This window comes from Ectothiorhodospira lacustris (genome assembly GCF_022227785.1).
Taxonomy (GTDB): Bacteria; Pseudomonadota; Gammaproteobacteria; order Ectothiorhodospirales; family Ectothiorhodospiraceae; genus Ectothiorhodospira; species Ectothiorhodospira lacustris.
In genome coordinates this window covers 1-23,008 of record NZ_JAJNQM010000028.1, presented here as the reverse complement: position 1 = coordinate 23,008, position 23,008 = coordinate 1, and the positions used below count along the sequence as shown (strand labels likewise).

At 64.3% G+C, this 23,008-nt stretch carries 15 protein-coding genes; 4 read left to right on the top strand and 11 right to left on the bottom strand.

From position 1 onward, the window contains the following. Positions 1-5: 5 nt before the first annotated feature. From LQ952_RS07270 to LQ952_RS07245, 6 genes are all read right to left on the bottom strand, one after another. Positions 6-737, bottom strand: coding sequence for a glycosyltransferase (locus LQ952_RS07270; RefSeq protein WP_238621994.1), 732 nt, complete (start codon positions 735-737; stop codon positions 6-8). Further along, entirely contained in the window at positions 737-4,627 is a 3,891-nt protein-coding gene (gene purL, locus LQ952_RS07265; RefSeq protein ID WP_238621993.1) for a phosphoribosylformylglycinamidine synthase, read from the bottom strand. Before purL ends, LQ952_RS07270 begins: the two co-directional genes overlap by 1 nt. A 375-nt stretch (positions 4,628-5,002) precedes the next feature. Next, positions 5,003-5,947 (bottom strand): helix-turn-helix transcriptional regulator, encoded by a 945-nt coding sequence (locus LQ952_RS07260; RefSeq protein WP_238621992.1) that lies wholly within the window; start codon positions 5,945-5,947, stop codon positions 5,003-5,005. 585 nt (positions 5,948-6,532) lie between these two features. Next, on the bottom strand, positions 6,533-8,527 hold the full coding sequence (locus LQ952_RS07255) for a TonB-dependent receptor (RefSeq protein ID WP_200177118.1): 1,995 nt from the start codon (positions 8,525-8,527) through the stop codon (positions 6,533-6,535). Between the two features lie 198 nt (positions 8,528-8,725). Continuing rightward, entirely contained in the window at positions 8,726-11,827 is a 3,102-nt protein-coding gene (locus tag LQ952_RS07250; RefSeq protein ID WP_238621991.1) for an ABC transporter permease, read from the bottom strand. Next, on the bottom strand, positions 11,824-12,708 hold the full coding sequence (locus LQ952_RS07245; protein ID WP_238621990.1) for an ABC transporter ATP-binding protein: 885 nt from the start codon (positions 12,706-12,708) through the stop codon (positions 11,824-11,826). Before LQ952_RS07245 ends, LQ952_RS07250 begins: the two co-directional genes overlap by 4 nt. Before the next feature lie 399 nt (positions 12,709-13,107). Here LQ952_RS07245 and LQ952_RS07240 point away from each other — a divergent pair, with 399 nt between their 5' ends. The 4 genes from LQ952_RS07240 (at position 13,108) to LQ952_RS07225 (ending at position 18,183) form a co-directional block, all read left to right on the top strand. Next, positions 13,108-14,847: an ABC transporter ATP-binding protein gene (locus LQ952_RS07240; RefSeq protein ID WP_238621989.1), complete on the top strand. Its 1,740-nt coding sequence runs from the start codon at positions 13,108-13,110 to the stop codon at positions 14,845-14,847. Continuing rightward, the gene (locus LQ952_RS07235) at positions 14,844-16,589 is read left to right on the top strand and encodes an ABC transporter ATP-binding protein (protein WP_238621988.1); all 1,746 of its coding nucleotides are present in this window, start codon (positions 14,844-14,846) and stop codon (positions 16,587-16,589) included. Before LQ952_RS07240 ends, LQ952_RS07235 begins: the two co-directional genes overlap by 4 nt. Beyond that, positions 16,583-16,780 carry a hypothetical protein gene (locus LQ952_RS07230; RefSeq protein WP_238621987.1) on the top strand — a complete coding sequence of 66 codons (198 nt, stop codon included), beginning with the start codon at positions 16,583-16,585 and terminating at the stop codon, positions 16,778-16,780. Before LQ952_RS07235 ends, LQ952_RS07230 begins: the two co-directional genes overlap by 7 nt. 221 nt (positions 16,781-17,001) lie before the next feature. Then, positions 17,002-18,183: a pyridoxal-phosphate-dependent aminotransferase family protein gene (locus LQ952_RS07225; protein ID WP_238621986.1), complete on the top strand. Its 1,182-nt coding sequence runs from the start codon at positions 17,002-17,004 to the stop codon at positions 18,181-18,183. Here LQ952_RS07225 and draG read toward each other — a convergent pair. From draG to LQ952_RS07200, 5 genes are all read right to left on the bottom strand, one after another. Then, positions 18,180-19,073 (bottom strand): ADP-ribosyl-[dinitrogen reductase] hydrolase, encoded by an 894-nt coding sequence (gene draG / locus LQ952_RS07220; protein ID WP_238621985.1) that lies wholly within the window; start codon positions 19,071-19,073, stop codon positions 18,180-18,182. The genes LQ952_RS07225 and draG overlap by 4 nt on opposite strands. Then, positions 19,074-19,766, bottom strand: coding sequence for a nitrogen fixation protein NifQ (locus LQ952_RS07215; protein WP_238621984.1), 693 nt, complete (start codon positions 19,764-19,766; stop codon positions 19,074-19,076). A 63-nt stretch (positions 19,767-19,829) separates the two neighbouring features. Next, on the bottom strand, positions 19,830-21,347 hold the full coding sequence (gene nifB, locus LQ952_RS07210; RefSeq protein WP_238621983.1) for a nitrogenase cofactor biosynthesis protein NifB: 1,518 nt from the start codon (positions 21,345-21,347) through the stop codon (positions 19,830-19,832). Positions 21,348-21,520: 173 nt separating this feature from the next. Then, positions 21,521-22,321, bottom strand: a complete 801-nt coding sequence (gene truA / locus LQ952_RS07205) for a tRNA pseudouridine(38-40) synthase TruA (protein WP_238621982.1) — start codon at positions 22,319-22,321, stop codon at positions 21,521-21,523. Between the two features lie 49 nt (positions 22,322-22,370). Then, positions 22,371-23,008 (bottom strand): hypothetical protein (locus LQ952_RS07200; RefSeq protein ID WP_347402058.1); only part of this gene is annotated, 638 nt, incomplete at its 5' end.

The following is a 23,008-nucleotide window of genomic DNA, read 5'->3' as shown; positions in this document are numbered from 1 at the left end:
CAGGGCTATTTCGGCCGGCGATACCAAAACCAGGTGAGCCGGCGCGAACGCAGGGCAAAAGGCACCAGCAGCACCGTCGCCGTCACCAGAAAATGCTGCCAGGGAGAAAACCACTGGGCCTTGCGCCCGGAGGTCCGTACCGTCGGTTCCGGCAGCACGTGAAACCGCTGCCCGTGGCGCCGCCCCCAGCGCTTGAGGCGGCGGGACAGAAACACCTCCTCCCCCGCATAGACCTTTTCACTGAAGCCGCCCACGGCCTGGAAGGCCTCGCGGGTGCAGAAGATATAGCATCCGGCCACCAGTCCCAGGGACAGGGACAACCAGTTCCAGAAACGGGCCCCCAGCCGATAGAACCCGTAATCCAGGTGGTCAAACTCCACCCGCGCCCCACCGGCGCAGATCCGCCCCGAGGCCAGGGCATCCAGACTGGCCCGCAACAGTGCTGAGGTAGGCCAGGTATCGGCGTCTACGAAAATCAGCCAGTGTCCCCGCGCCACCTCCGCACCCGCATTGCGGGCGCGGGCGATACGGCGCACCGGCTCATGAACCACGACGGCGCCTGCCGCCCGGGCGATGTCAGCGGTGTCGTCGTCGGAATCATTATCGACGACGATGATTTCACACGACTCCGGCAGGCCGTTACAGGCCTGCCTCAGGTTGTCCAGGGTGCGCCCCAGCAACTCGGCCTCGTTCCAGGCGGGAATGACGAAGGAGACCTGGGGCGCGGTCTTCGGCATCAGCCCACCCAGACCCGGGCATTTCTGAACATCCGCAGCCACGGGCCATCCTCGGCCCAGTCCCGGGGATGCCAGGAATACTGCACGGTACGGAACACCCGCTCCGGGTGAGGCATCATGATGGTCACTCGGCCGTCCTCCGTGGTCAGCCCGGTGATGCCCAGGGGGGAGCCGTTGGGGTTGGCCGGATAGTGCCGCGCCAGTTCACCCCGGTTATCCACGTAGCGCAGGGACACCATCCCCGAGTCCATCACCCCTTTAGCCGAGTCACCACCGAAGTCCGCCCTGCCCTCGCCGTGAGCCACGGCGATGGGCAGCCGGGACCCTTCCATGCCCTTGAGCAGCACCGACGGGCTGGGCATCACCTCCACCAGGGACAGGCGGGCCTCGAACTGCTCCGAGCGGTTGCGCTCGAAACGGGGCCAGTGACCGGCACCGGGGATCAGTTCCTTGAGCTGGGACAGCATCTGGCAGCCGTTGCACACCCCCAGGGAGAAGGTGTCCGGACGGTGGAAAAAGGCCTGGAAGGCCTCGCGCAGGCGGGGGTTGAAGAGGATGGAACGGGCCCAGCCGCCACCGGCGCCCAGCACGTCCCCATAGGAGAAGCCGCCGCAGGCCACCAGACCGCGGAAGTCCGCCAGGTCCACCCGGCCCTCGATGAGGTCGGTCATGTGCACGTCCACGGCGGCAAAACCAGACAGGTGGAACGCGGCGGCCATCTCCACCTGGCCGTTCACCCCCTGCTCCCGAAGGATCGCCACCCGGGGACGGGTGCCGGTCTGGATGAACGGCAGGGCCGGGTCCTCGGACGGATCAAAGCCCAGTACCGGGGTCAGGCCGGGATCTGACTCATCGGCCAGGGCCTCGAAGGCCTCCCGGGCGCAGTCGGGGTCATCCCGCAGGGCCTGCATGCGGTAGCTGGTTTCGGCCCAGCACGAGTACAGCTCGCTGCGGGGGGCCTGGAACAGGATCTCGTGGCCCCGACGGAAGACGATGCTCTGCTCGTCATTGAGGCTGCCGATGACGTGGCTGTGATGGCCCAGACCGGCGTTATTGAGCAGCGCCAGCACGTCCTCCACGGCATCGTGAGAGACCTGCACCACCGCCCCCAGCTCCTCGCAGAACAGGGCGGCATGGTCGTCATCCCCCAGGTCGTCCAGGTGGACGGTGATGCCGGTGCGACCGGCGAAGGCCATCTCGCACAGGGTGGCCAGCAACCCACCGTCGGAACGATCGTGATAGGCCAGCAGGTGGCCTTCCCGGTTGAGTTCCTGAATGGCGGCGAAGAAGCGCTTGAGCATGTCCGGATCATCCAGATCCGGGGCGTGGTGACCCACCTGGCCGAACACCTGGGCCAGGGCGGAGCCGGCCAGACGGCGGTGACCCTTGCCCAGGTCGATGAGGATCAGATCCGTATCCCCCTGGTCGGTCACCAGCTGAGGCGTGAGGGTGCTGCGCACGTCGCTCACCGGGGCGAAGGCGGAGATGATCAGGGACAGGGGGGCGCTCATCACCCGTTCCTCGCCGTCCTGCCGCCAGACCGTGCGCATGGACAGGGAGTCCTTGCCCACCGGGATGGCGATGCCCAGGCGGGGACACAGCGCCTCCCCCACGGCCCTGACGGTGTCGAACAGGGCGGCGTCCTCCCCCGGGTGACCGGCGGCGGCCATCCAGTTGGCGGAGAGGCGGATCAGGGACAGATCGTCCACCGCCGCCGCGGCCATGTTGGTGATGGCCTCGCCGATGGCCATGCGTCCGGAGGCGGCGGGATGCACCAGGGCGATGGGGGTGCGCTCGCCCATGGCCATGGCCTCGCCGGTATGGGACCAATAGTCGCTGGCGGTCACCGCTACGTCCGCCACCGGCACCTGCCAGGGGCCGACCATCTGATCCCGGGTCACGAGCCCGGTCACGGTGCGGTCACCGATGGTGATGAGGAAGGACTTGGAGGCCACGGCGGGCAGCCGCAGCACCCGACGCACGGCCTCGCCCAGGTCCATCACCGAGGTATCCACCTCCGGTTTCTGGAAGCTGCGGTGGTGCACGTCCCGGAGCATCTTCGGGGGCTTGCCCAGCAGCACTTCCATGGGCAGGTCCACCGGGTGATTGGCGAACAGGGCATCCCCCACCAGCAGACGCCGCTCGGCGGTGGCCGTACCCACCACGGCAAAGGGTGCCCGCTCCCGTTCACACAGGGCGGTGAAGGCCTCCAGGCGCCGGGCATCGATGGCCAGGACGTAGCGTTCCTGGGCCTCGTTGCACCAGATCTCCATGGGGGAGAGCCCCGGTTCGTCGGAGGGCACGGTACGCAGCTCGATGCTGCCGCCACGGCCGGCGTCGTTGAGGATCTCGGGGATGGCGTTGGAGAGGCCACCGGCCCCCACGTCATGGATGGAAAGGATGGGATTGTCCGCGCCCAGGGCGGTACAGCGGTCGATGACCTCCTGGCAGCGGCGCTCGATCTCTGGGTTGCCCCGCTGCACGGAGGCAAAGTCCAGCGCCAGGGCGCTCTCGCCGCTGGCCATGGAGGAAGCAGCGCCGCCGCCCAGACCGATGAGCATGGCCGGCCCGCCCAGCACCACCACGGGGGTGCCTTCCGGCAGGGCCAGCTTCTCCACGTGCTCGGCGCGGATGCTGCCCACACCGCCGGCGATCATGATGGGCTTGTGATAGCCCTTGAGTTCCGGCTCCCCGGCACCGGGCACCAGGGCCTCGTAGGTGCGGAAGTAGCCCGCCAGGGCGGGACGGCCGAATTCGTTGTTGAAGGCGGCGGCGCCGATGGGGCCGTCCAGCATGATCTGGCGAGCGGATTCGATGCGCTCGGGCTTGCCGAAGTCCTGTTCCCAGGGCTGCTCGAAACCGGGGATGCGCAGGTTGGAGACCGAGAATCCGGTCAGCCCCGCCTTGGGCTTGGAACCCCGGCCGGTGGCGCCCTCGTCACGGATCTCGCCGCCGGAACCGGTGGCCGCACCCGGGAACGGGGAGATGGCGGTGGGGTGGTTGTGGGTCTCCACTTTCATGATGATGGGCAGATCCAGCGGTTGATCCCGATATTCGCCGGTCACAGGGTCCGGGGTCAGGCGGCGGGCCTTGTGGCCCTGGATCACCGAGGCGTTGTCCCGGTAGGCGGAAAGGATGCCTTCCGGGGCATGGGCATGGGTATTGCGGATCATGGCAAACAGGGTCTTTTCCTGAGGCCTGCCGTCGATCACCCAGTCCGCATTGAAGATCTTGTGGCGGCAGTGCTCCGAATTGGCCTGGGCGAACATCATCAGCTCCACGTCGGAGGGATCCCGGCCCAGGGCCTCGTAGGCGTCGGCCAGGTACTCGATCTCGTCCTGGGTCAGGGCCAGGCCCAGTTCCCCGTTCACCCGGGCCAGGACACCATGGGGGTCGTCCCCCAGGGGGATCGTCCGCAGCGGTGCCGGCTCCGCGTTGGAGAACAGGGCCACCGCCTCATCTCGTTCATGCAGGACGGTTTCGGTCATGCGGTCATGGATCAGGGGCAGGATGCGCGCCAGGGCATCGGCATCCAGGGGGGCGTCGCTGTCGATCCACCAGGTGATGCCCCGCTCGATGCGCCTGACCACGCCGTCCAGGCCGCAGTTGCGGGCAATGTCGGTGGCCTTGCTGGACCAGGGGGAGATGGTGCCGATGCGGGGGACCACCAGGATCAGCCGGCCCCGACCTTCGTCGGCGGTGCCGCCACCGTAGGTCAGCAACTGTTCCAGCACCCGGCGTTCCTGGGTACCCGGTTCCCGTTCCGTCTGCACGAAGTGCTCGAAACGGGCACTGACGCCGGAGATGGTCGGCACCGCTTGGCGCAGGGCCTCCAGCAGGCGTTGGCGGCGGAAGGTGGAGAGGGAAGGACTACCCGGCAGACACAGCATTGATGACCCCGAACTTACGGTGCGTAAAAGGGGCAATGATACTGCAAAGCGGCCGGGGACGGGGGCGGAATCGCCCAGCCGAGAGAAAGCCCGGAAAGGTCCCTTCCCTCCGCCGGAATTCCTCGGCCTCACACAGGTACTACGGGCCTCCCGCCACCCCAGACAGCCCGGCCTGACCCTCGCGGATCGCCGGTTGATACGCACGTCGTATCACCGCTTGGGGCTCCCCGTGTTGCATAGTCCTTTCATGTGCGAGCATGCCGTCACCTACTGGCGGAACTGCTGGGTGTTCATATCGCTCGCTTCCCCAGCAGCAGCGGCCTTCCCCGAATCAAAGGCGGGCCTTACAAACTACTTACAACTACTACAAGGCCCTCAACTTCGTAGTCTGATTTGCGACGGGTTGATTCCAAACTGCTTACGGAAAGCCGTGGCAAAATGGCTGGCATTGGCATACCCCAGATCAGACGCCACGCGCATCACTGAATCTTCACCAGCCAATAGCCGACTGCGGGCTTTTTCCATACGCGCCTGTTGAAAAACCCCATAGACACTATTGCCAAAAACCTGGCGAAAACCTCGGGTCAGCTTGGGCAGGCTCATCCCAGCCTCTCGAGCTAATTCGGGCAGGCTGGGAGCCTTACCCAAGTCTTCTAGCAGACGCCCTCGGGCACGCATTAGACGCTGACGATCCATATGGCTGACCCGGCAGACACATTCCGCGCTCCGGCGCGTCTCCATGAACAAGCTGACCAAGGTTACGCTCTGTCCATATAGCCACAAGCTGCTACGCGCACTGGGCCCCTGGTCCATCGCGCCGCAGAGCATATGCGCCGTCGCACTCATTTCACCGTTACGGTGACCTTTCAGGAAACAATGATCGCAAGCCAACGCCTTGTGTAGGGGCGGATCGATTTCCAGTTCCCATTGAGACAACAGTTCGGGGCTAACCATGACGGTGACGTTATCGATCTCACCATGTTGGTAATAGAAGCCATGCCGGCAACGCCCGAAACTGATGTTTCCTGAGCCTTCATCGATAGCGAAGCGCCGCTGCCGGTGCCCGTCGTGGAAACTACAGACCGCCTCGCCCTTGAGCACATTGGTAAAGCTGAAGTGGATGCACTCGCTGTCGTCATATAGAGGAATTTTCACAGGCTGTTCGAAAGTACTTTGCCAGCGCACAATGTCCAGCCCTTCTTGCAGCGGCACCCGGGTTACCCGGCATAGGGTCTCTGGACTGGAATCGGTCCCATAACCATCCGTAATGAGGTGCGAGATCGGCATTGAGTCCTTTGCCCCCTTTTCGACGGCAGCCATTTTGAATCTCCTTAGCGACAGGATGCGGCTGAAATTAAATCACACCGGGCCCCATTAATGCAACTGATACTCAATATCATTTAAGAAGCTCTGTTGCACGCGTACGGGCTATCATCCGCGCCGCACGGTAATCAACATCCCACGATGCGTATGGGTAAGCCCAACAGCTTCTCGGTTATCATCGATAATTCTTATAAAATAAGATTTTATCTTGATTGAATGCTGGCACGCCGCCTCGTATGAGGTTCACTGGCCATGCGCAACGAACCAGCCCAGACGCGTCAGACAGGAATAGTGAGGCGGCGCCGAGTCATCAGGTGAAGTGGTTCAATCTATTGATTCTGCGCGGTATCGGATGCCAATGGCCGCCACACTTGACGGCTTTGGTCAGAGCAGGGACGAACGCGAGGAACCCCGGCATGCTGTTCAGACATGAACAGCTCGCGGCGACAAGGAAGAGATCAGCCCGCGATGAAGTTGCTCAGCAAGGCGGTTTCCGGGCGAAGAACCGCCAGACCGTCACGTCCATGACAGTCTGGCGAGTGATTGCTAGTAAACCGCTCTGTTTCTCTCATTTATGCGCGATCAGAACGAGTAGCTGTAGCCGACCCCCGCCGAACGCCCTCGTCCGGGCATTCCGGTCAACACCTGATCAGTGGAGTACGAGCCATACAAGTCGTACCGAGTATCCAGCAGATTGTCTCCCCACAGATACACTTCCGAAACACCTACCTCCACACCCAAATGTAGATCAAGCTTGGCGTAGCCCTTGAGATCGTAGTGATTCTGCGGGTCGGCCGGGCGGCTCTTCTGCACGCGGTAGTTGACCAGGGAATTCAAGCGGGGAGCTGTCAGGCCGAGAAAATCCGGTAGGTTTTTCTGCCATGCGACACTGAAATTACCACTCCATAACGGCACATCCGGCACTCGATTGCCCGCCGCCACATCGCCGCCTGATACCCCCGGCGCATCGGAGGTCACCACTGCGTTGGTGTAGCTCACGGCGCCACTCAGGGTGAGCTCGTCGTTGACATGCCAGGTACTCGAAAGCTCGGCACCCTTGCTACGGGTATCGGCGTTGACTGCGCTGACCGCCAGGGTATTGAAGTCGTAACCCAGCAAGTGATCGTCCTGGACACGAATAAAGAACAGCGCGCCTTCAAGAATCAAGGCACCATCGGTGGTTTCATGCTTGAAGCCCAGCTCGGCGGCGTTAACCTTGGCCGCCTTATAGGGTTCGCTGTCCCTGGTCGAGGTGGCGTAATCATTGAACCCTGCCGACTTGTAGCCTCGGGAGAGCACCATATACAGGCTGGTCTGATCCGTCAGCGCATAGGACAGCGCGCCCCGGCCGGTGCTGTAATTGTCGTGCAGGCGACGACTGTCGCTGACCGCGCTGCCGGGACTGAGGTAATCGGCACCGTAAGTCTTGCGATCCCAGGTATGACGCAAACCGGCTGTGAGTTTCCAGTCCTGCGCGATCGGATAAGTGACCTCACCATAGGCGGCGTAACTGTTGGTGCTGAAATCGCGCCTCTGCTGTGCTCCACTGGTGAAGTTGTCGGAATCGAAACTGCGCTCCGAACGCGACAGATTGAGCCCGGTGACCCAGAACACATCGGAGTGGGCCAACGAACTCAGGCGCAGATCCTGATTCCATACCTGCTCATAGGCAGAGTCCTCGATAAGGTACTCGAACGGCGAGCCGAACAGCGCGCGGGTGATGTTACGATCATAGCCTTTGACCGCATTAAGATCGGTGCTGGTGTAGGCGCTGATGGAGGTAATCCGTGCCTGCGCCAGATCATGATTCAGCTCGAAGGAGTAGCGTTCGTTGGTTTTCTGATTGTCATCAAACACCCCCGGCGTGTAATCCAGAGACGGTGGGTTGCCAAAGGGCCTGAGCATTTCCAGGCCGGCATAGCGATCCGCCCGTTGCCGCTCGGCAACCAGCAGGCCCGTGGTGCCTTGGTCGTTGTCCCAGAGCAGGCTACCGCGCAAGGCTAGATCCCGGGGTTTGGTCATGGGATCATCGTCCTGCTGGGAATCGACCCAGTTGTCGAAGCCGCTGCGACGCACTGCGGCCCTTCCGGCCAAGGTTTCCGTCAATGGCCCGCCCACCGCACCTTCGGCCATAAACTGGCCTTGACTGCCCACTTCTCCGCGTGCGTAACCTTCCAGGTGGCGGGTCGGTTTACGGGTAGTGACGTTGATCGCACCGGCTTCGCTATTACGCCCGAACAGAGTGCCTTGGGGCCCCTTCAACACTTCTACTTGCTGCACATCCAGGGTAGCCAGTGCGGCGTTACGCACCGACATGGACACACCGTCGATATTGAGCACCACCGAGCCGTCATCCATGCTCATCTGGTTCAGCGAGCCGACCCCACGAATGCGTACGTTGGCGTCATTGGCGCCGCCCCAAGAATTGACATCCACCCCCGGTATGGTTCGCAGCGCGTCCTCGAGCGTGCGCAAACGGCGAGTTTCCAAGGTTTGCCCATCGATCACCGAAAGGCCGAAGGGAATATCACTGGCGCTCTCCTGGCTCAACCGGGCGCTGACCGTCAGAGGCGCCATCTCGATGGCATCGTCACTGCTACCCTCCAACTGATGGTCCGCGGCAAGGGCCGGGTATATCTGACAGGAAAGGCCAAGGGCCAAAGCTTGTGTCAAAGCGTTGGGCCGCCATCGTGCAGGACGGCGTGACGGCTTGAGAGAGTATCGAGATGGCATGGACAAAGGCTCCAATGGGAAAAGTACAGTGGATCGAACTCATCACGGCGCGCTCCAGCGCCTGAGCGCCTCGGCTACGGTTTGATCTGAGGGCGCCCCCAGCAGGTCCTGTACAGTGGCCGGCCATTGCTGACCGGTACGGGTCTCGGCGGTCAGCGCCATAAGTTCTTCTGGAGATTGCCTGGCAACCCAGTCCAGGCTGGCCAATGGTGCATAGAACTCTGCCCAGCCAAGCTCACGGGCCTCGGACAAGGTGCCGACAGGCTCACCGTCGCGCCCCAGGGCCAAGATCAGGTCGTCAGCCTTGAGCTTCACCAGTGCCGACCGCGCTTGCGGACCATCCACATCGCCTACGCACAGCAAGCCGATAGCGCCGGCCACTCCCTGGCTGAGCCACTGGTATCCGGGCCACTGACGCAGATCGCTGGCATCGAGCAGCACACGGCGCGCCAGCAACTCGGCGATATGCGCACGCCGAGCCCAGCGACCGACGCCCTCCGCCGCGACGTCCCAAGCGGGTGACTGAGCGAGCAGCAGATGCCCGTTGCTCAAGCGGCTGATTCCCATGCCGGTCGGCCACTGGCTCAACGCATCGACACTGGGACTGCTGCCCAGGCGCCGTGCCACACAGGCAGCCATGACTTCCAGGTCTTCGCGCACGTCGAGGCTGGTTTGCAAGCGGCTGCCATCGGCTAGCACCTGCACGTCATCCAGCGCTATCGCGGAGTGTCCTGTCGGCCAGGCGTACGCGAAGTCCAGTGGAGCCTCGCTACTGGCGCTGACGGCATGACCGTTCACCTTGATCAGCCACTGCCATGCACCTGCAGGCGCCACGGCTTGCACGGCAACGGCCGAACCTGCTGGCAATACCGGCAACTGCGCGGTCAAGCCTGCGTCGACACGGTGCGCGGGCACGCGCAGCCAGCGCTCACTATCGAAGCCCAGACGCGGAACAACACGGCGCGCCTCCAGCCAGACACCTTGCGGACCCAGCCAGAAGTTCTCACCTTCGCTCGGCCATCCGGCCGCGCTCAGGATCCAGTGCAGCTCCACGTCGCAGCCGGTAGCGGCGCATTGCCCCAAAGGCACTCGCAGGTGTTGCACCTCCTGTTCGACGTTCACCGCCTGGCCCATCACGCGAGCTGCCGTCACCCGCAAACCTTGTGGTAGTTCTGCATCCAGATGGCGACTGTCGGCAATGACCTGATCCAGGCGCCACTGACCCTCGACCTGGCGATTCAGGCTATCGATATTCAACTGCAGGCGGCCACCGGCTACTTGCCAGGCCCCGGCGCCAGCCAGCCAGCGCTGTTCCCAGGCGGCGCGTTCGGCACGGTCCTGAGTCGGGGACAGGTAATCGCCCTGCTCCACCAGATGCCGATGGAGCCACGCACCGCTACCGAGCATGCCCATGATGCCCAACGCCAGCAGCACGCCAGGCACTCCGAGCAAACGCGCGCGTACCAGGGCAATGCGCCGCCGTTCCGGGCCACGCGGCAAGCCCAGGGCGGCCACCGCCAACAGCACCAGGCACCCGGCCAGTTTCCAGGTCGTCAGGGTTGTCAGGTATGGCCACCAAGGCGCCCAGCCCGTCATCCGAGACAAGGCGACATGGGCTGGAATCCCCATTTCATAGGCCGGGTAACTGACCAGACCCAGTTCGTGGTTGAGCACCAGGAAGAACGTCAGCAGCATAGAGGTGGCATAGGCCAGGCCGCTGCGACGAATCAAGGCGTGCACCAGCACCGTCAGCAGCGCCAACTCCATCAAGGGAGGGGTGAACACCAGCAATTGGTAGATCAGTACAAATCCCGGTGCGAGACTGTCTGGAGCTGCGATGGCGCTGATCAGCAGGCTCGCGATACCCGGCACCAAAGCCAGCAGCAGCGTCGCCAACGATACACAGCCCACTCGCCCCAATAAACGCAGCCATATCGGCGCTGGCGTGGCCTGCAACATCTCGCCCAGACCCTCGACATCGTCGCGTCGACAGACCAGGCCGACCAAAGCCGCGACGATAAAGGCGATCACCAGGAAAAGCGCACTGGACAGCAGCGGCAGTGTCAGATCCGCCCGTGGCACCATGGGCCCGCGGACATGCCATACAACGTGGACGAAACCACTGAGCAACCCCATCACCAACAGTAGCCCGAGGGCGACCCACCAGATCCTGCGGGCGAATACCTGCCGGATCTGCCAACAGGTCTCGTACCACAAGGCCTGCGACCAATGGATGGCCAGCAATGGGCCAGGTAAGCGGGTGTCGACGGCCAAGCGCATCGGCGGTTCGGCCAGCAACGCGCCGGCACGACGCCCCATCAAACCTTGCCGGCTGGTACGCGCCAACACCACGGTGAGCAGAATCAGTGGCAGCACGCACCACAGTGCCCGGTTCAACCAGAACCCAGAGGTCAATGCCAGCAGCGACTGCGACTTCTGCGCTGCCGTCCAGGTCTCCACCTGGGCCAGGGCAAAGGTGAACAACGAGGGGTCGAGGCTGGCGGCCAGCAGCGGATTGATATCGCCCCCCTTGAGCACTACCACCGCGAACATCCACAACAGCATCAGTACAGTCGCCAGTGCGAAGGGTGCGGCCAGGCCACGGCTGCGCAAGGCCAACAGATAGTACAGCGCGCCAATCCCACTACTGACCGGCAGCAGCAAGGCGACCCAGGCGAAGAACAGGGCCGACCAGGCAGGTGCGCCGATGCTCGCCATTGGCACCCAACCGAGCCAACCCAGTATCGGGCTGAAGATAAATCCGATGATCAACGAACTGGCGAGCAGCGCGCCGACCACCGCGGCGCCGATGAAGCGTCCCCACAGCAGCGCCGGCAACGACAGCGGCAGTGCCAGCACGACCTCTTCCAACTGCGCCTTGCGATCGCGCAGAGCCGGCTGGGCGAAGACCCAGGCCCAGGCGAAGAACAGGAAAAACATACAACCACAGGACATCAGATAGATCAGGCTGGGGGCGTTGCGGGCGATCTCGCTGGCCCCCATCTTCTGCACATAGTCGGCGTTGGTCAGCGCCATCAGCAGATAACCGGTGAGGCCGAAGAACACCAATACAGGGATGCCGCTACGCAGCCCTGCGCGCACCTCGACCACGGCCTCGCGCATCAGCAAAGCGAAGGTATTCATGCGCCTGACGCCTCGCCTGCCTGGGCCAGCGCCAGGTAATAGATGTCCTCCAGGCGTGGCGCATGGGGCGTGAAACGCGGATCGGCGGGGCGCTCGCCGTGCACGATGACACGGCTGCCCTCGGGGCTGGCCGCTACATGCAGCGCGTCAGGGAGGGGTTCGCCTCGACCGAACAAAGCCTCCCACAGCCTGCCCTGCTCGGCACGGAGCAGATCCGCCGGGCGCCCCTCGACGATGATCTGTCCGCCGGCCAGTACCGCCAGGCGGCTGCACAGGTTCTCGACATCCTCGACGATATGGGTGGACAGCAGCACGATAGCCTCGGCCGCAACATCCGCCAGCACCCGATGAAAGCGATTGCGCTCAGCCGGATCCAGGCCCGCCGTAGGTTCATCGACGATCAACAGTCGCGGCGAACCCACCAGCGCCATGGCGATGCCGAACCGGCGCAGCATGCCGCCCGAATAGGTCGCCAGGGCGCGATGCGCCGCCTCTGTCAGGTTGACCTTCTCGAGCAACCCTGCGATCTCCTGCCGACGCTGGCGCGCGTCGGTACGTCCCTTGAGCCAGGCAAAACGGTCCAGCAGATCCCGTGCGCTGACGCCCGGATAAGCCCCCAGTTGCTGCGGCAAGTAGCCCAGGCGCCGACGCAGGTGATCGGAATCGGCCAGCACATCCACACCGTCCAAGTGAATGCTGCCGGCATCCGGCTGCTGCAAAGTCGCCAAGGTACGCATCAGGCTGCTCTTGCCGGCACCGTTGGGTCCGAGCAACCCATACATGCCCGGCTCGATGCTCAGGTCCACATTGCGTAGCGCCTGGACGCCGTTGGCGTAGCGCTTGCGTAGACCTCGAACTTGTAAACCCGCATCGATCGACATCGGCAATCCCATGAGCGACACGCCAATGCCGAGTATCTCGAGACAACCCGAGCCTGCCGGACGGCGCTTGTGAGAGGGAGACACAGTCCCTGCGAAAAGGGCAGGTGGGCGACTGTAGACAAGGCAGGCGACGAGCTCTACCCGATCCGAGTCATTTTCCAACCGTATCGCGTTAACTCCGCCTGCTCCCCGCCAAGCTCCCTCCTGTCCGAAGGCAAATCCGGAAAACGGATACGGGGCTAAAACGATTCGATCCGGGTAGTCGAACAAATGCGAATGGCTAGCATCCTCCTCATGTAGTCACCTGAACCCATGCCTGCGCCAACACTTCAGCGTGATCGAACCGCCCCATGTGCACATCGTGACCGCGCATCTGCTCGAGGCCCTGCGGAAAAACTCATGACAACCGCCTTGAAAACCCTCAAACGCCCGGTCAATGGCCTGATTCGAATCGGCGTGCTGTTCGCCGCCGTCGGAGCACTGGTCAACCTGCTGCCCTTCGTCGCGCTGACCGAACTGGGTCGCTTGTTGCTGGCCGGCGACAACGCCCTCCATTCGTTGTGGCTGTGGGCTGCGCTGGTGGTACTCGGCCTGAGCCTGGGCTGGATGGCCAATGGGCTGGCCCTGTGGCTGACCCACCTGGCCGACCACCGCCTGCAAGCCAGCCTGCGCGAGGCCATGGTCAGCAAACTGGGGCGCGTGTCCCTGGGCTGGTACAACGACACCACCTCCGGCGCCGTGCGTAAGGTGGTGCAGGACGACCTCGAAGACCTGCACCACCTGGTCGCCCATCATGCCGTAGAGCTCACCGCCGCGATTGTCACACCTCTGGCCGGGTTGGCCTGGCTGGCCTGGCTGAACTGGCGCCTGGCGCTGCTGGCGGTATTGACCTTGCCCATCTACGCCATGGCCTACGCCCTGATGATGCGCGGCTTCGGCAGCAAGATGCAGCTGCTGGACAAGAGCATGACCCGGGTCAGTGCCGCCATCGTCGAGTTCGTCCATGGCATCGCCGTGGTCAAGGCCTTTGGCCAGACGGGTCAGGCCCATCGCAGCTATCAGCATGCGGTCAGCCAGTTCGGCGAGCAGTACGCCGGATGGATCCGGCCGCTGCTGCGCCTGGAGGCGTTTTCCTCCATGGCCCTGAGCGTGCCGGTGATCCTGCTGGCAAGCCTGGGAGTGGGCAGCCTATTACTGGCCAAAGGCTGGATCACCCCATTGCAGCTATTCGCCGAAACCCTGGTGGCAGTGTTCATCCCACAGTCGCTGCTGGTGATCAATCAGAGTCTGACCGCCCAACGCACGGCCCTGGCCGCTGCCGGACGGATCGAGACCCTGCTCGCCGTCGAAGAACTGCCCGTGCCGAAGGTCTGCGTACAGCCGCAAGGCAGCGACATTACCTTCGAGCGGGTGCAGTTCGGCTACGACCCCGAGCATCCGATTCTCACCGGCGTCGATCTGCACTGTCCGGCAGGCAGCATAACCGCCCTGGTGGGAGCCTCCGGCGCCGGTAAATCGACCCTGGCCAAGCTGGTGCCGCGCTTTCATGACGTCAGCGCCGGGCGTGTCATGGTCGGCAGTGCCGACGTGCGGGAAATAGACCCGCGGCAGCTGTATCGGCACGTAGGCTTCGTGTTGCAGGACGCGCAACTGGTGCACGGCAGCGTCGCCGACAACCTGCGTCTGGGCCGACCGAACGCCAGCGAGCAGGAGATGCAGGCCGCCGCAGAATCGGCGCGGATTCATCAGCGCATCCTGGCCCTGCCCCGGGGCTACCAGTCGGTGATCGGCGAGGACGCGATATTCTCCGGCGGGGAAGCGCAGCGGCTGTCCATAGCCCGCACCCTGCTGGCCGATACGCCAGTGCTGATCCTCGATGAAGCCACCTCCCATGCCGACCCCGAATCCGAGGCACAAATCCAGGATGCGCTGTCGGTGCTCGCCCAGGGACGCACGGTTCTGGTGATCGCCCATCGTCTGGCGAGCATCCGCGGCGTGGATCAGATCGTCGTTCTCGATCGGGGGCGGGTGGTCGAGCGCGGCCGCCACGAGCAACTGCTCGAAGCGAACGGCGCCTATGCCCGGCTATGGCGCGCCAGCGCCGAAACCACCGCCCCCAACCTGGAAATGTCCCTGTGATCCGTAGTCTTCGCACATTGCTGGGCCCGGCCCATACCGCCCGTCTTTACCGCTATCTCGCCTGGCTGGTGGCCAGCGCCGTGCTGCAAGGTGTGGCCGTGGCCTTGCTGGTGCCGATCCTGCGCGCGCTGCTGGCCAATGACCTGAGCACCGCCATGACCTGGCTGGCCGGCCTGGCAGCACTGGTGGTACTGACGTGCATCGCCCATTACCAACAGGCCATGAAGGGTTTTGCCCTGGCCCTGGTGGTGCTGACCACCTTGCATGATCGCCTCGGCCAGCACCTGGTCAGCCTGCCGCTGGGCTGGTTCGATTCGGAAAAGGTCGGCCGCCTGTCCCGCAGCGCCACCAGCGGGACGCTGATGGTCACCGGCCTGTTCGCCCATTATCTGGGCCCGGTAGTGTCCGGGGTGGTGGTGCCCGCCACCGTGGCCTTGACCCTGTTCGTCTTCGACTGGCGACTGGGTCTGACAGCGATGCTCTGTGCTCCGCTGATTTACTGGACTCATCGCTGGTCGGCCGCGGCCATTGGCAGTACCGATGCGCGCGTCGAGGCCGCCGCCACCCTGGCCGGCAACCGCGTGGTGGAGTTCGCCCGCTATCAGCAGGTGCTGCGTGCCTTTGGCAGGACCCAGGAAGGCTATCGACCGCTGCAGGACGCCAACCAGGCGCAGCATCAGGCCGGCGGCTCCATGCTGGCGCACACCTTCCCCAAGCTGCTGGCCGGCGGCCTGAGCGTGCAACTGGCGTTCGCCCTGCTGGTGGGGGTAGGGATTGCCTTGGTCGTTCATAGCCAGATCGATGCCATCGAACTGATCGCCTTGCTGGCCCTGTCGGCGCGTTTCGTCGGTCCGCTGGCCGAAGCGGCCGCCCGCAGCGGCTTGCTGCGCATGGCCGGTAACGACCTCGAACACCTGGCAGGCATCCTGCGCGAGCCGCCGCTGGCGCAGCCCGCTGTCAGCCGCCCGCTTAGCGCCCCCGGTAGCCTGTCCTTTGAGCACGTCAGTTTCGCTTACCCAGGCGGTCCAACGGTGCTACGCGACCTGAGCTTCCAGGTGCCGGCTCATTCGATGACCGCCATCGTCGGCGCCTCGGGCTCGGGCAAGACCACCGTCACTCGGCTGCTGATGCGTTTCTTCGATGCCACCGAAGGCAGCGTCAAGGTCGGTGGCGTGGATGTGCGCGAACTGACCAACGAAGCCCTGATGGCACAGCTGTCCCTGGTGATGCAGGACGTCTACCTGTTCGACGACAGCCTGGAGGCCAACATCCGCGTCGGCAACCCGCACGCCAGCATGGAGCAGGTGGCGGACGCGGCACGGCTGGCCGGGGTCGATGAAATCGTCGCGCGTCTGCCACTGGGCTGGAACACCCCGGTAGGCGAAGGCGGCGCCGCGCTATCCGGCGGCGAACGTCAGCGGGTGTCGCTGGCCAGAGCCCTGCTCAAACGTGCGCCTATCGTACTGCTCGATGAGGCCACCGCTGCCCTCGATCCGCACAACGAGGCCTACGTCCAGACGGCCATCCGCACCCTGATGCAGAGCTCCACGGTACTGGTGATCGCTCATCGTTTGCCGACCATCATGGCCGCCGATCAGATCCTCGTGCTCGAGGAGGGTCGCCTGATCGAAACGGGCACCCACGCCCAGTTGCTGGCCCGCAATGGCCGCTATGCCGGGTTCTGGCACGACCGCCAACGTGCCAGCGGCTGGCGCCTGAAAGCGCAGGTGCAGCCATGTTGATCGGCATCCTCGGCGCCAGCGGCGATGTCGGCCTGGCCAGTGTCCGCGTCCTGCTGAGCCAGGGCCTGGATGAGCTGCGTCTGGCCGAACGGGACTTTAACCAGGTTCTGGGACTGACCAGCTATTTCTGGCCTGCGCGACCAGTTCACCCTTGCCAGCCTGGCGCAACGGCCGTTGCAGCCGCACGCTGACCGGCACCATGGCGGCAGTCACGGCGATCAGTGTGCTAAGAGATGCTGCCATTGGCGAACTGCCGCGGCTGTACAACGCGCTCGGTTTCCCACCCGCGATGGCGACCCTGCACGGCCAGGGGTACTCGGTCGACTTGCTCACTTCAGCGCCAGCTTCGTATACTCCGGCCCATTTGGAAAATTCCTACCATAATACACAACCACTTCTGACAGGACGTGCCATGACCATCCAGTCCTTCCATCCCCCCGTTCGCACCCTGATGGGCCCCGGCCCCTCCGATATCGCCCCCCGGGTGCTGGCTGCCATGAGCCGTCCCATCATCGGTCACCTGGACCCGGCCTTCGTCGGCATGATGGATCAGATGAAAGGCCTCCTGCAGTATGCCTTCCAGACCCGGAATGCCCTGACCCTGCCCGTCTCTGCCCCCGGTTCCGCCGGCATGGAGACCTGCTTCGTCAACCTGGTGGAACCCGGCGACACCGTGGTGGTGTGCATCAACGGCGTGTTCGGCATGCGCATGAAGGAAAACGTGGAACGCTGCGGCGGCACCCCGGTGGTGGTGGAGTGTGAGTGGGGTCGTCCGGTGGACCCCCAACAGCTGGAAGACACCCTCAAGGCCCACCCCGATGCCCGTCTGGTGGCCTTCGTCCACGCCGAGACCTCCACCGGGGCCTGCTCCGATGTGAAGACCCTCGCCCAGGTGGCCCATGCCCATGACTGCCTGGTGATCGTAGACACCGTCACCGGCCTGGGTGGTTGTGAACTGCGGGTGGACGACTGGGGCGTGGACGCCATCTACTCCGGCACCCAGAAGTGCCTGTCCTGCACCCCGGGGCTGGCGCCGGTGAGTTTCAGCGAGGCCGCAGTGGCCCGCATCAAGGGACGCAAGCATCCGGTGCAGAGCTGGTTCATGGACCTGAACCTGGTCATGGGCTACTGGGGTCCCAATGCCAAGCGGGCCTATCACCACACCGCGCCCATCAATGCCCTCTATGCCCTCCACGAGGCCCTGGTACTGCTGCAGGAAGAAGGTCTGGAGAATGCCTGGGCGCGGCACCGGCATCATCACGAGGCCCTGAAGGCGGGCCTACAGGCCATGGGTCTGAACCTGCTGGTGGACGAGGCCCACCGCCTGCCCCAGCTCAATGCGGTGAAGGTGCCCGACGGCGTGGACGAAGCCCGGGTGCGCGGTCTGCTGCTGGAGCGCTACGGCCTGGAAATCGGCGCCGGACTGGGGCCGCTGGCGGGCAGGATCTGGCGCATCGGCCTGATGGGCTTTGGCTGCAACCGCAAGAACGTGCAACTCTGCCTGCATGCCCTGGAAGCGGTGCTGCTGGAAATGAACGCCCCCATCGAGCGCGGCCATGCCATGCCTGCCGCATCGCGGGTATACGCCGGCTAAGCGGGGAGACAGTCGCCCGCCATCAATGCTTGGGCCTGGGTGGTGACAGCTTCCGCCACCCGGCCATCCAGGGCACTTCGCCATGGGTGAGGAATGGACGCCTCACCGTACAGGGCACCGGCAATCATCCCGGCGATGGCCCCGGTGGTATCCGCATCCCCGCCCCGATTAACCACGTCCACCAGGCAGTCTTCAAAGTTGTCCGTGTCGAACAGGGCCTGAAACACCGCCCTCAGGGTGTGGACGATGAACCCGCTGGGGTTTTCCTCCCGCTTGCCCCGAAACCGGAACTCCGGATGGGCCGTCACCAGGGCCTCCACCGGCCCCTGGATCAGATCCGCGGGGCCGCAACCCTGGATGGCCATCCGTACCATGGTCGCCACGCAGACCGTCCCCGCATCGGACAGGGGATGGTGGTGGGTGATCCGTCCCTGCAGATAACAGGCTTCATTGAGGGCGTCCAGGGACTGGTCCAGGGTCGCCAGCACCACGGGCAGAACGCGCATGCAGGCGCCATTGCCGGCATCATTGTCGTTGAGGGGCGTCTCGATCTCGCCGGTCCGGCGATAACGGATGATGCCGCGGCGCACGGTATGACCGATATCCACCGGGCGATCCCGCATCCATTGACTGAAGGCCTCGGCCATGGCCACCCCGTCCAGGGTATCGGACGCCAGAATCGCCCTGCCCAGGGCCAGGCTCATAGTGGTGTCGTCGGTCACTGTGCCGGGTTTGAGGTGCAGCCAGCCGCCGCCGATGATGCGCCGATGCACCCCGTGATCAGCCTGGATCTCCCGTGGGGTCATGAACTCCACCGTCGCCCCCAGGGCATCCCCCACGGCCAGCCCCAGATAGGCACCCAGTCCGCGTTGCAGCGCGTTTCCCGACAATTAGACCTCCGGCCCGAAGCACACCGCATGATCCTGACAGACCTCGCAGGACGGTGACCGGCAGATCAGGATGCCTTCCGCCAGGCACAGCTGGCGATAGAGAAACTTCTTCCACTTCATGTCCCGGTCATTGAGTTCGACCAGTCCCGGGAAGTTGTCCCGCATCAACCAGGAAAGTTGATCGCGGCTCTGCAGCCCCAGGTCCTGCCAGAGGTGATCCGGCCCCATGCAGGCGGCGGCCACGATACCCGCCAGCCAGACCTCCGAGGGATCCTGCCCCCGGCGATGGGACAGCAGCAGTTCGCGCAGTTCCCGCCGCTCATCCATACGCTGGACCTCCACCGGCTCCAGGGCCGGGGGATTGAGCATCAGCCCGGGGAAGTGACGGCCGAGCAGCTGCCGGTATTCGCTGCCGGACAGCCCCATGTGGACCGGCAAGACGCTGCGTCCCCCTACCCAGGCGGACAGCAGACAGGCCAGCAGGCCATCGTTGGGCAGCCCCCCGGTGTGGGCAAGCACCCGGTCGTGAAGGGTGTCCGCCCTGCCCTCAGGACCGTCGGCAACAGGAGCATCCCGGCCGTGGATCAGGGGCCGACCGGTGGTATGACGGTGACCATGGGGGATCTTCTTCCAATGCACGGTGCCCACTGCCACGGGCGTTTCGCAATACGACGCTGCCATGTTCGGTGTCATGGAGACATCCTCATGTTGCCTGCCATGCCTGCCGTCGGGACGGCCGCACGCGCAGGGTGGCGATCAGGCACATTGAATGGCCTCGCGCTCGGACATGTCCAGGCGGCCGGCGGCCATCATCTCCCGGTACACGGCCATCACCGCATCCTCAATGGGTGCCATGGCGTGTTCACCGTTGGGCATGATCCCGGCCGCCTCCAGCACCGACCAGGGCTCGATACCGATACGGGCGCAAAGCAGCACCTCGCAGTCCTCCAGGGCACGCACCGTGCTGGCCAGCACCTGGGTCCGGTCATTGCAGGCATCCGGTCCGGAGCAGTACAGGTCCGCCCGACGGTGCCCCTCGAAACGGACCCCTTCCGGCGTGGCCTTGTAGATCAGGAACTCCCGGGCATACCCGAAATGCTGATTGACCAGCCCCCCCCCTTTGGTGGCGACCGCCATCAGCACCGGGCGCGTTGTCTGTTGCGCGACAGGCCTTGCCGATGGCATTGAAGTCACAGTGTCCCCCTGGCGCTTGCGCGCCGCCATGCGTTCACGAATCGAGGCCTGAACCTGATCCCGGCGTTCACGGACCACGTCATAATTCAGCGGGGCCTGATCGATGCGCTCCAGGCTGAATTCCTCGCCCCGATCCTCACCCAGCATACCCACCGCGTCGGCACGACACTGGCGACAATGGCGCATCATGTTCATGTTGCCCCCGCACTCATCCCGCAGGGCGGATAGCTCCGCTTCCGTGGGTCCGCGCCGGCCGTTGAGACCGAAATAGGTGCCATGGGCCGGATCGGAGATCAGGGGCATGACATTGTGCAGGAAGGCCCCCTTTTCCTTGACCATGCGGGAGACTTCCTTGAGATGGCGATCATTGATGTCCGGGATCATGACCGAGTTCACCTTCACCAGGACACCCTGCTCCACCAGCATCTCCAGGCCTTTCTGCTGCTGACGAATCAGGATCTCCGCCCCTTCCCGTCCGAACACCCGCCGACGCTCCCACAGTATCCAGGGGTGGATGCGGGCACCGATCTCAGGATCGATGCTGTTGATGGTGATGGTGACGTGGTCCACGCCCAGCGCGACCAGTTCATCCACATGCTGGGGTAGTGCCAGACCGTTGGTGGACAGGCAAAGCTTGATGCCGGGGTCCTGCTCCCGAATGCCGCGGAAGGTGGCGAAGGTGCGGGTGGGATTGGCCAAGGCATCACCGGGACCGGCGATGCCCACCACGGTCATTTCGGGAATGCCGGCCGCGACGGTGAGGGCCTTATGGATGGCCTGGGCCGGCTTGAGCACCTCGGACACCACGCCGGGGCGGGACTCATTGGAGCAGTCGTACTTGCGGTTGCAGTAATGGCACTGGATGTTGCAGGCCGGGGCCACCGCCAGATGCATACGGGCAAAGTGGTGGTGGGCCTCTTCCGAGTAACAGGGATGATCCTGGATCTTGGCCTGAATATGGGCAGGCAACCCCCCATTCTGACCGGTACCGCAGCCGGAACCGGCACTGGGCTTGGGGTTGGAGCACCCGCCCTGGACGGTGACGGGGATCTCAATGATTCTGTGGGGCTTTGGGTCCATCACAATCCTCCCAGGGTGCCCGCCGCAGCGGGATTGACTTGGTTTTCCAGGAGGAATGCAAGACTTGTGCCCAGTCTTTATATAGTTTTATTTCACTGTTTTTATTAGATTTTAAAAAGATCAGTCAGTACGAATGTGGGGCTTCCCACAGGGGAATGTCGGGAAGGGAACAGCTACACAAAGCCGTAACGGGGAATGACCGCCTGCGGATGCAGGTCGAATTGCTCGTCATAACCTACCTGAACCAGGTACAGACCATCCGGTGGCGCCGTCACCCCGCCCTGACTGCGATCCCGGGCCTCCCGCAGCTCCGCCAGCCACTCGCTGGGCCGCTCTCCCCGGCCCACGCACATGAGCGCCCCGGCGATATTGCGCACCATATGATGCAAAAAGGCATTAGCGCGAATGTCCAGATAGATGAAATCCCCGTCGCGGGTCACCGAGACCGACTGCACCTCCCGGATGGGATGACGGGCCTGGCAACCCAGGGCGCGGAAACTGCTGAAATCGTGTTCGCCCAGCAGATGCTGAGCGGCCTCGTGCATGGGCTCCGCCGCCAGGGGCCGGTGATACCAGGTCACCCGCCCCCGCAGGATGGCGGGCCGGGCCACCCGGTTCAGGAAGACATAGCGATAGCGGCGCCAGCGGGCGGAAAACCGGGCGTGGAAATCCGGCGCCACGGGCCTGACCCATTGCAGACCGATCTCCCGCGTCAGATTGCTGTTGCCGCCCAGCAGCCAGGCATGGGGCGGACGTTCGGCCGTGGTATCGAAATGCACGATCTGGCAGGTGGCATGCACCCCGGCATCGGTACGGCCGGCACAGGTCACCTGCACTGGATGATCGGCCACCTTGGCCAGAGCCTTTTCCACCAGGGGCTGGATGGTGCGGCCATCCTTCTGCTGCTGCCAACCCCGGAATCCGGAGCCGTCGTATTCAAGTCCGATCGCCAGTCGACGCGGGGTATGGTTCATTGGATTCGCAGGGCATGAATGGGAGGCGGGATGATACCAGTTCCCGGAATCAGTGCAGGGCGGCCAGCAGCAGCGGCAGGAGAATCAGGCACAGCAGCAGCCACTGACGCAGTCCCGGCGGCGGCGCGGGATCGAGATGAATGGGCTCGAGCGGCGCCTTTTCCGCCTGCTCCAGTACCTCGCTGAACAGGCCGGTGGCACGACGGCCCAATCCCTGAAGCCGGGCCATGGCGCCTTCCGGCGGTCTCTCGGGGCGGCCGGCCGCAACCAGGATACGCACCTGGGGCAACGCCTCCAGGGTCAATACCAGGCGAACGGCGAAGCGCTCCCTGGGCAGGCCCAGCGGCGCCAGGGGGCGGGTGAGCCACAACAGGCCCTTGACCAGGGATTCCCGTGAGGTGACCTGCAGCAACCAGACCACCGCGGCCACCGCCAGCACCAGCACCAGGGTGCGCTGCAGGCCCATCACCAGACCTTCCCGGGCCGGGGACCAGGCCCCCGCCCATTCCAGCAGTGGTGTGCCCGGAGTAAACCAGCCGAAGATCAGGATGATGGAGAGAAAGAACCATTTGAGACGACGGGACATCTCCAGGAAACGCCCCACCCCCGCGGGGCCGGTGGCCGCCAGCGCGCCGGCGGCCAGCCCCCCCCCCCCCCCCCGTACGGCCCCGTTAGCCAGGGGCACCC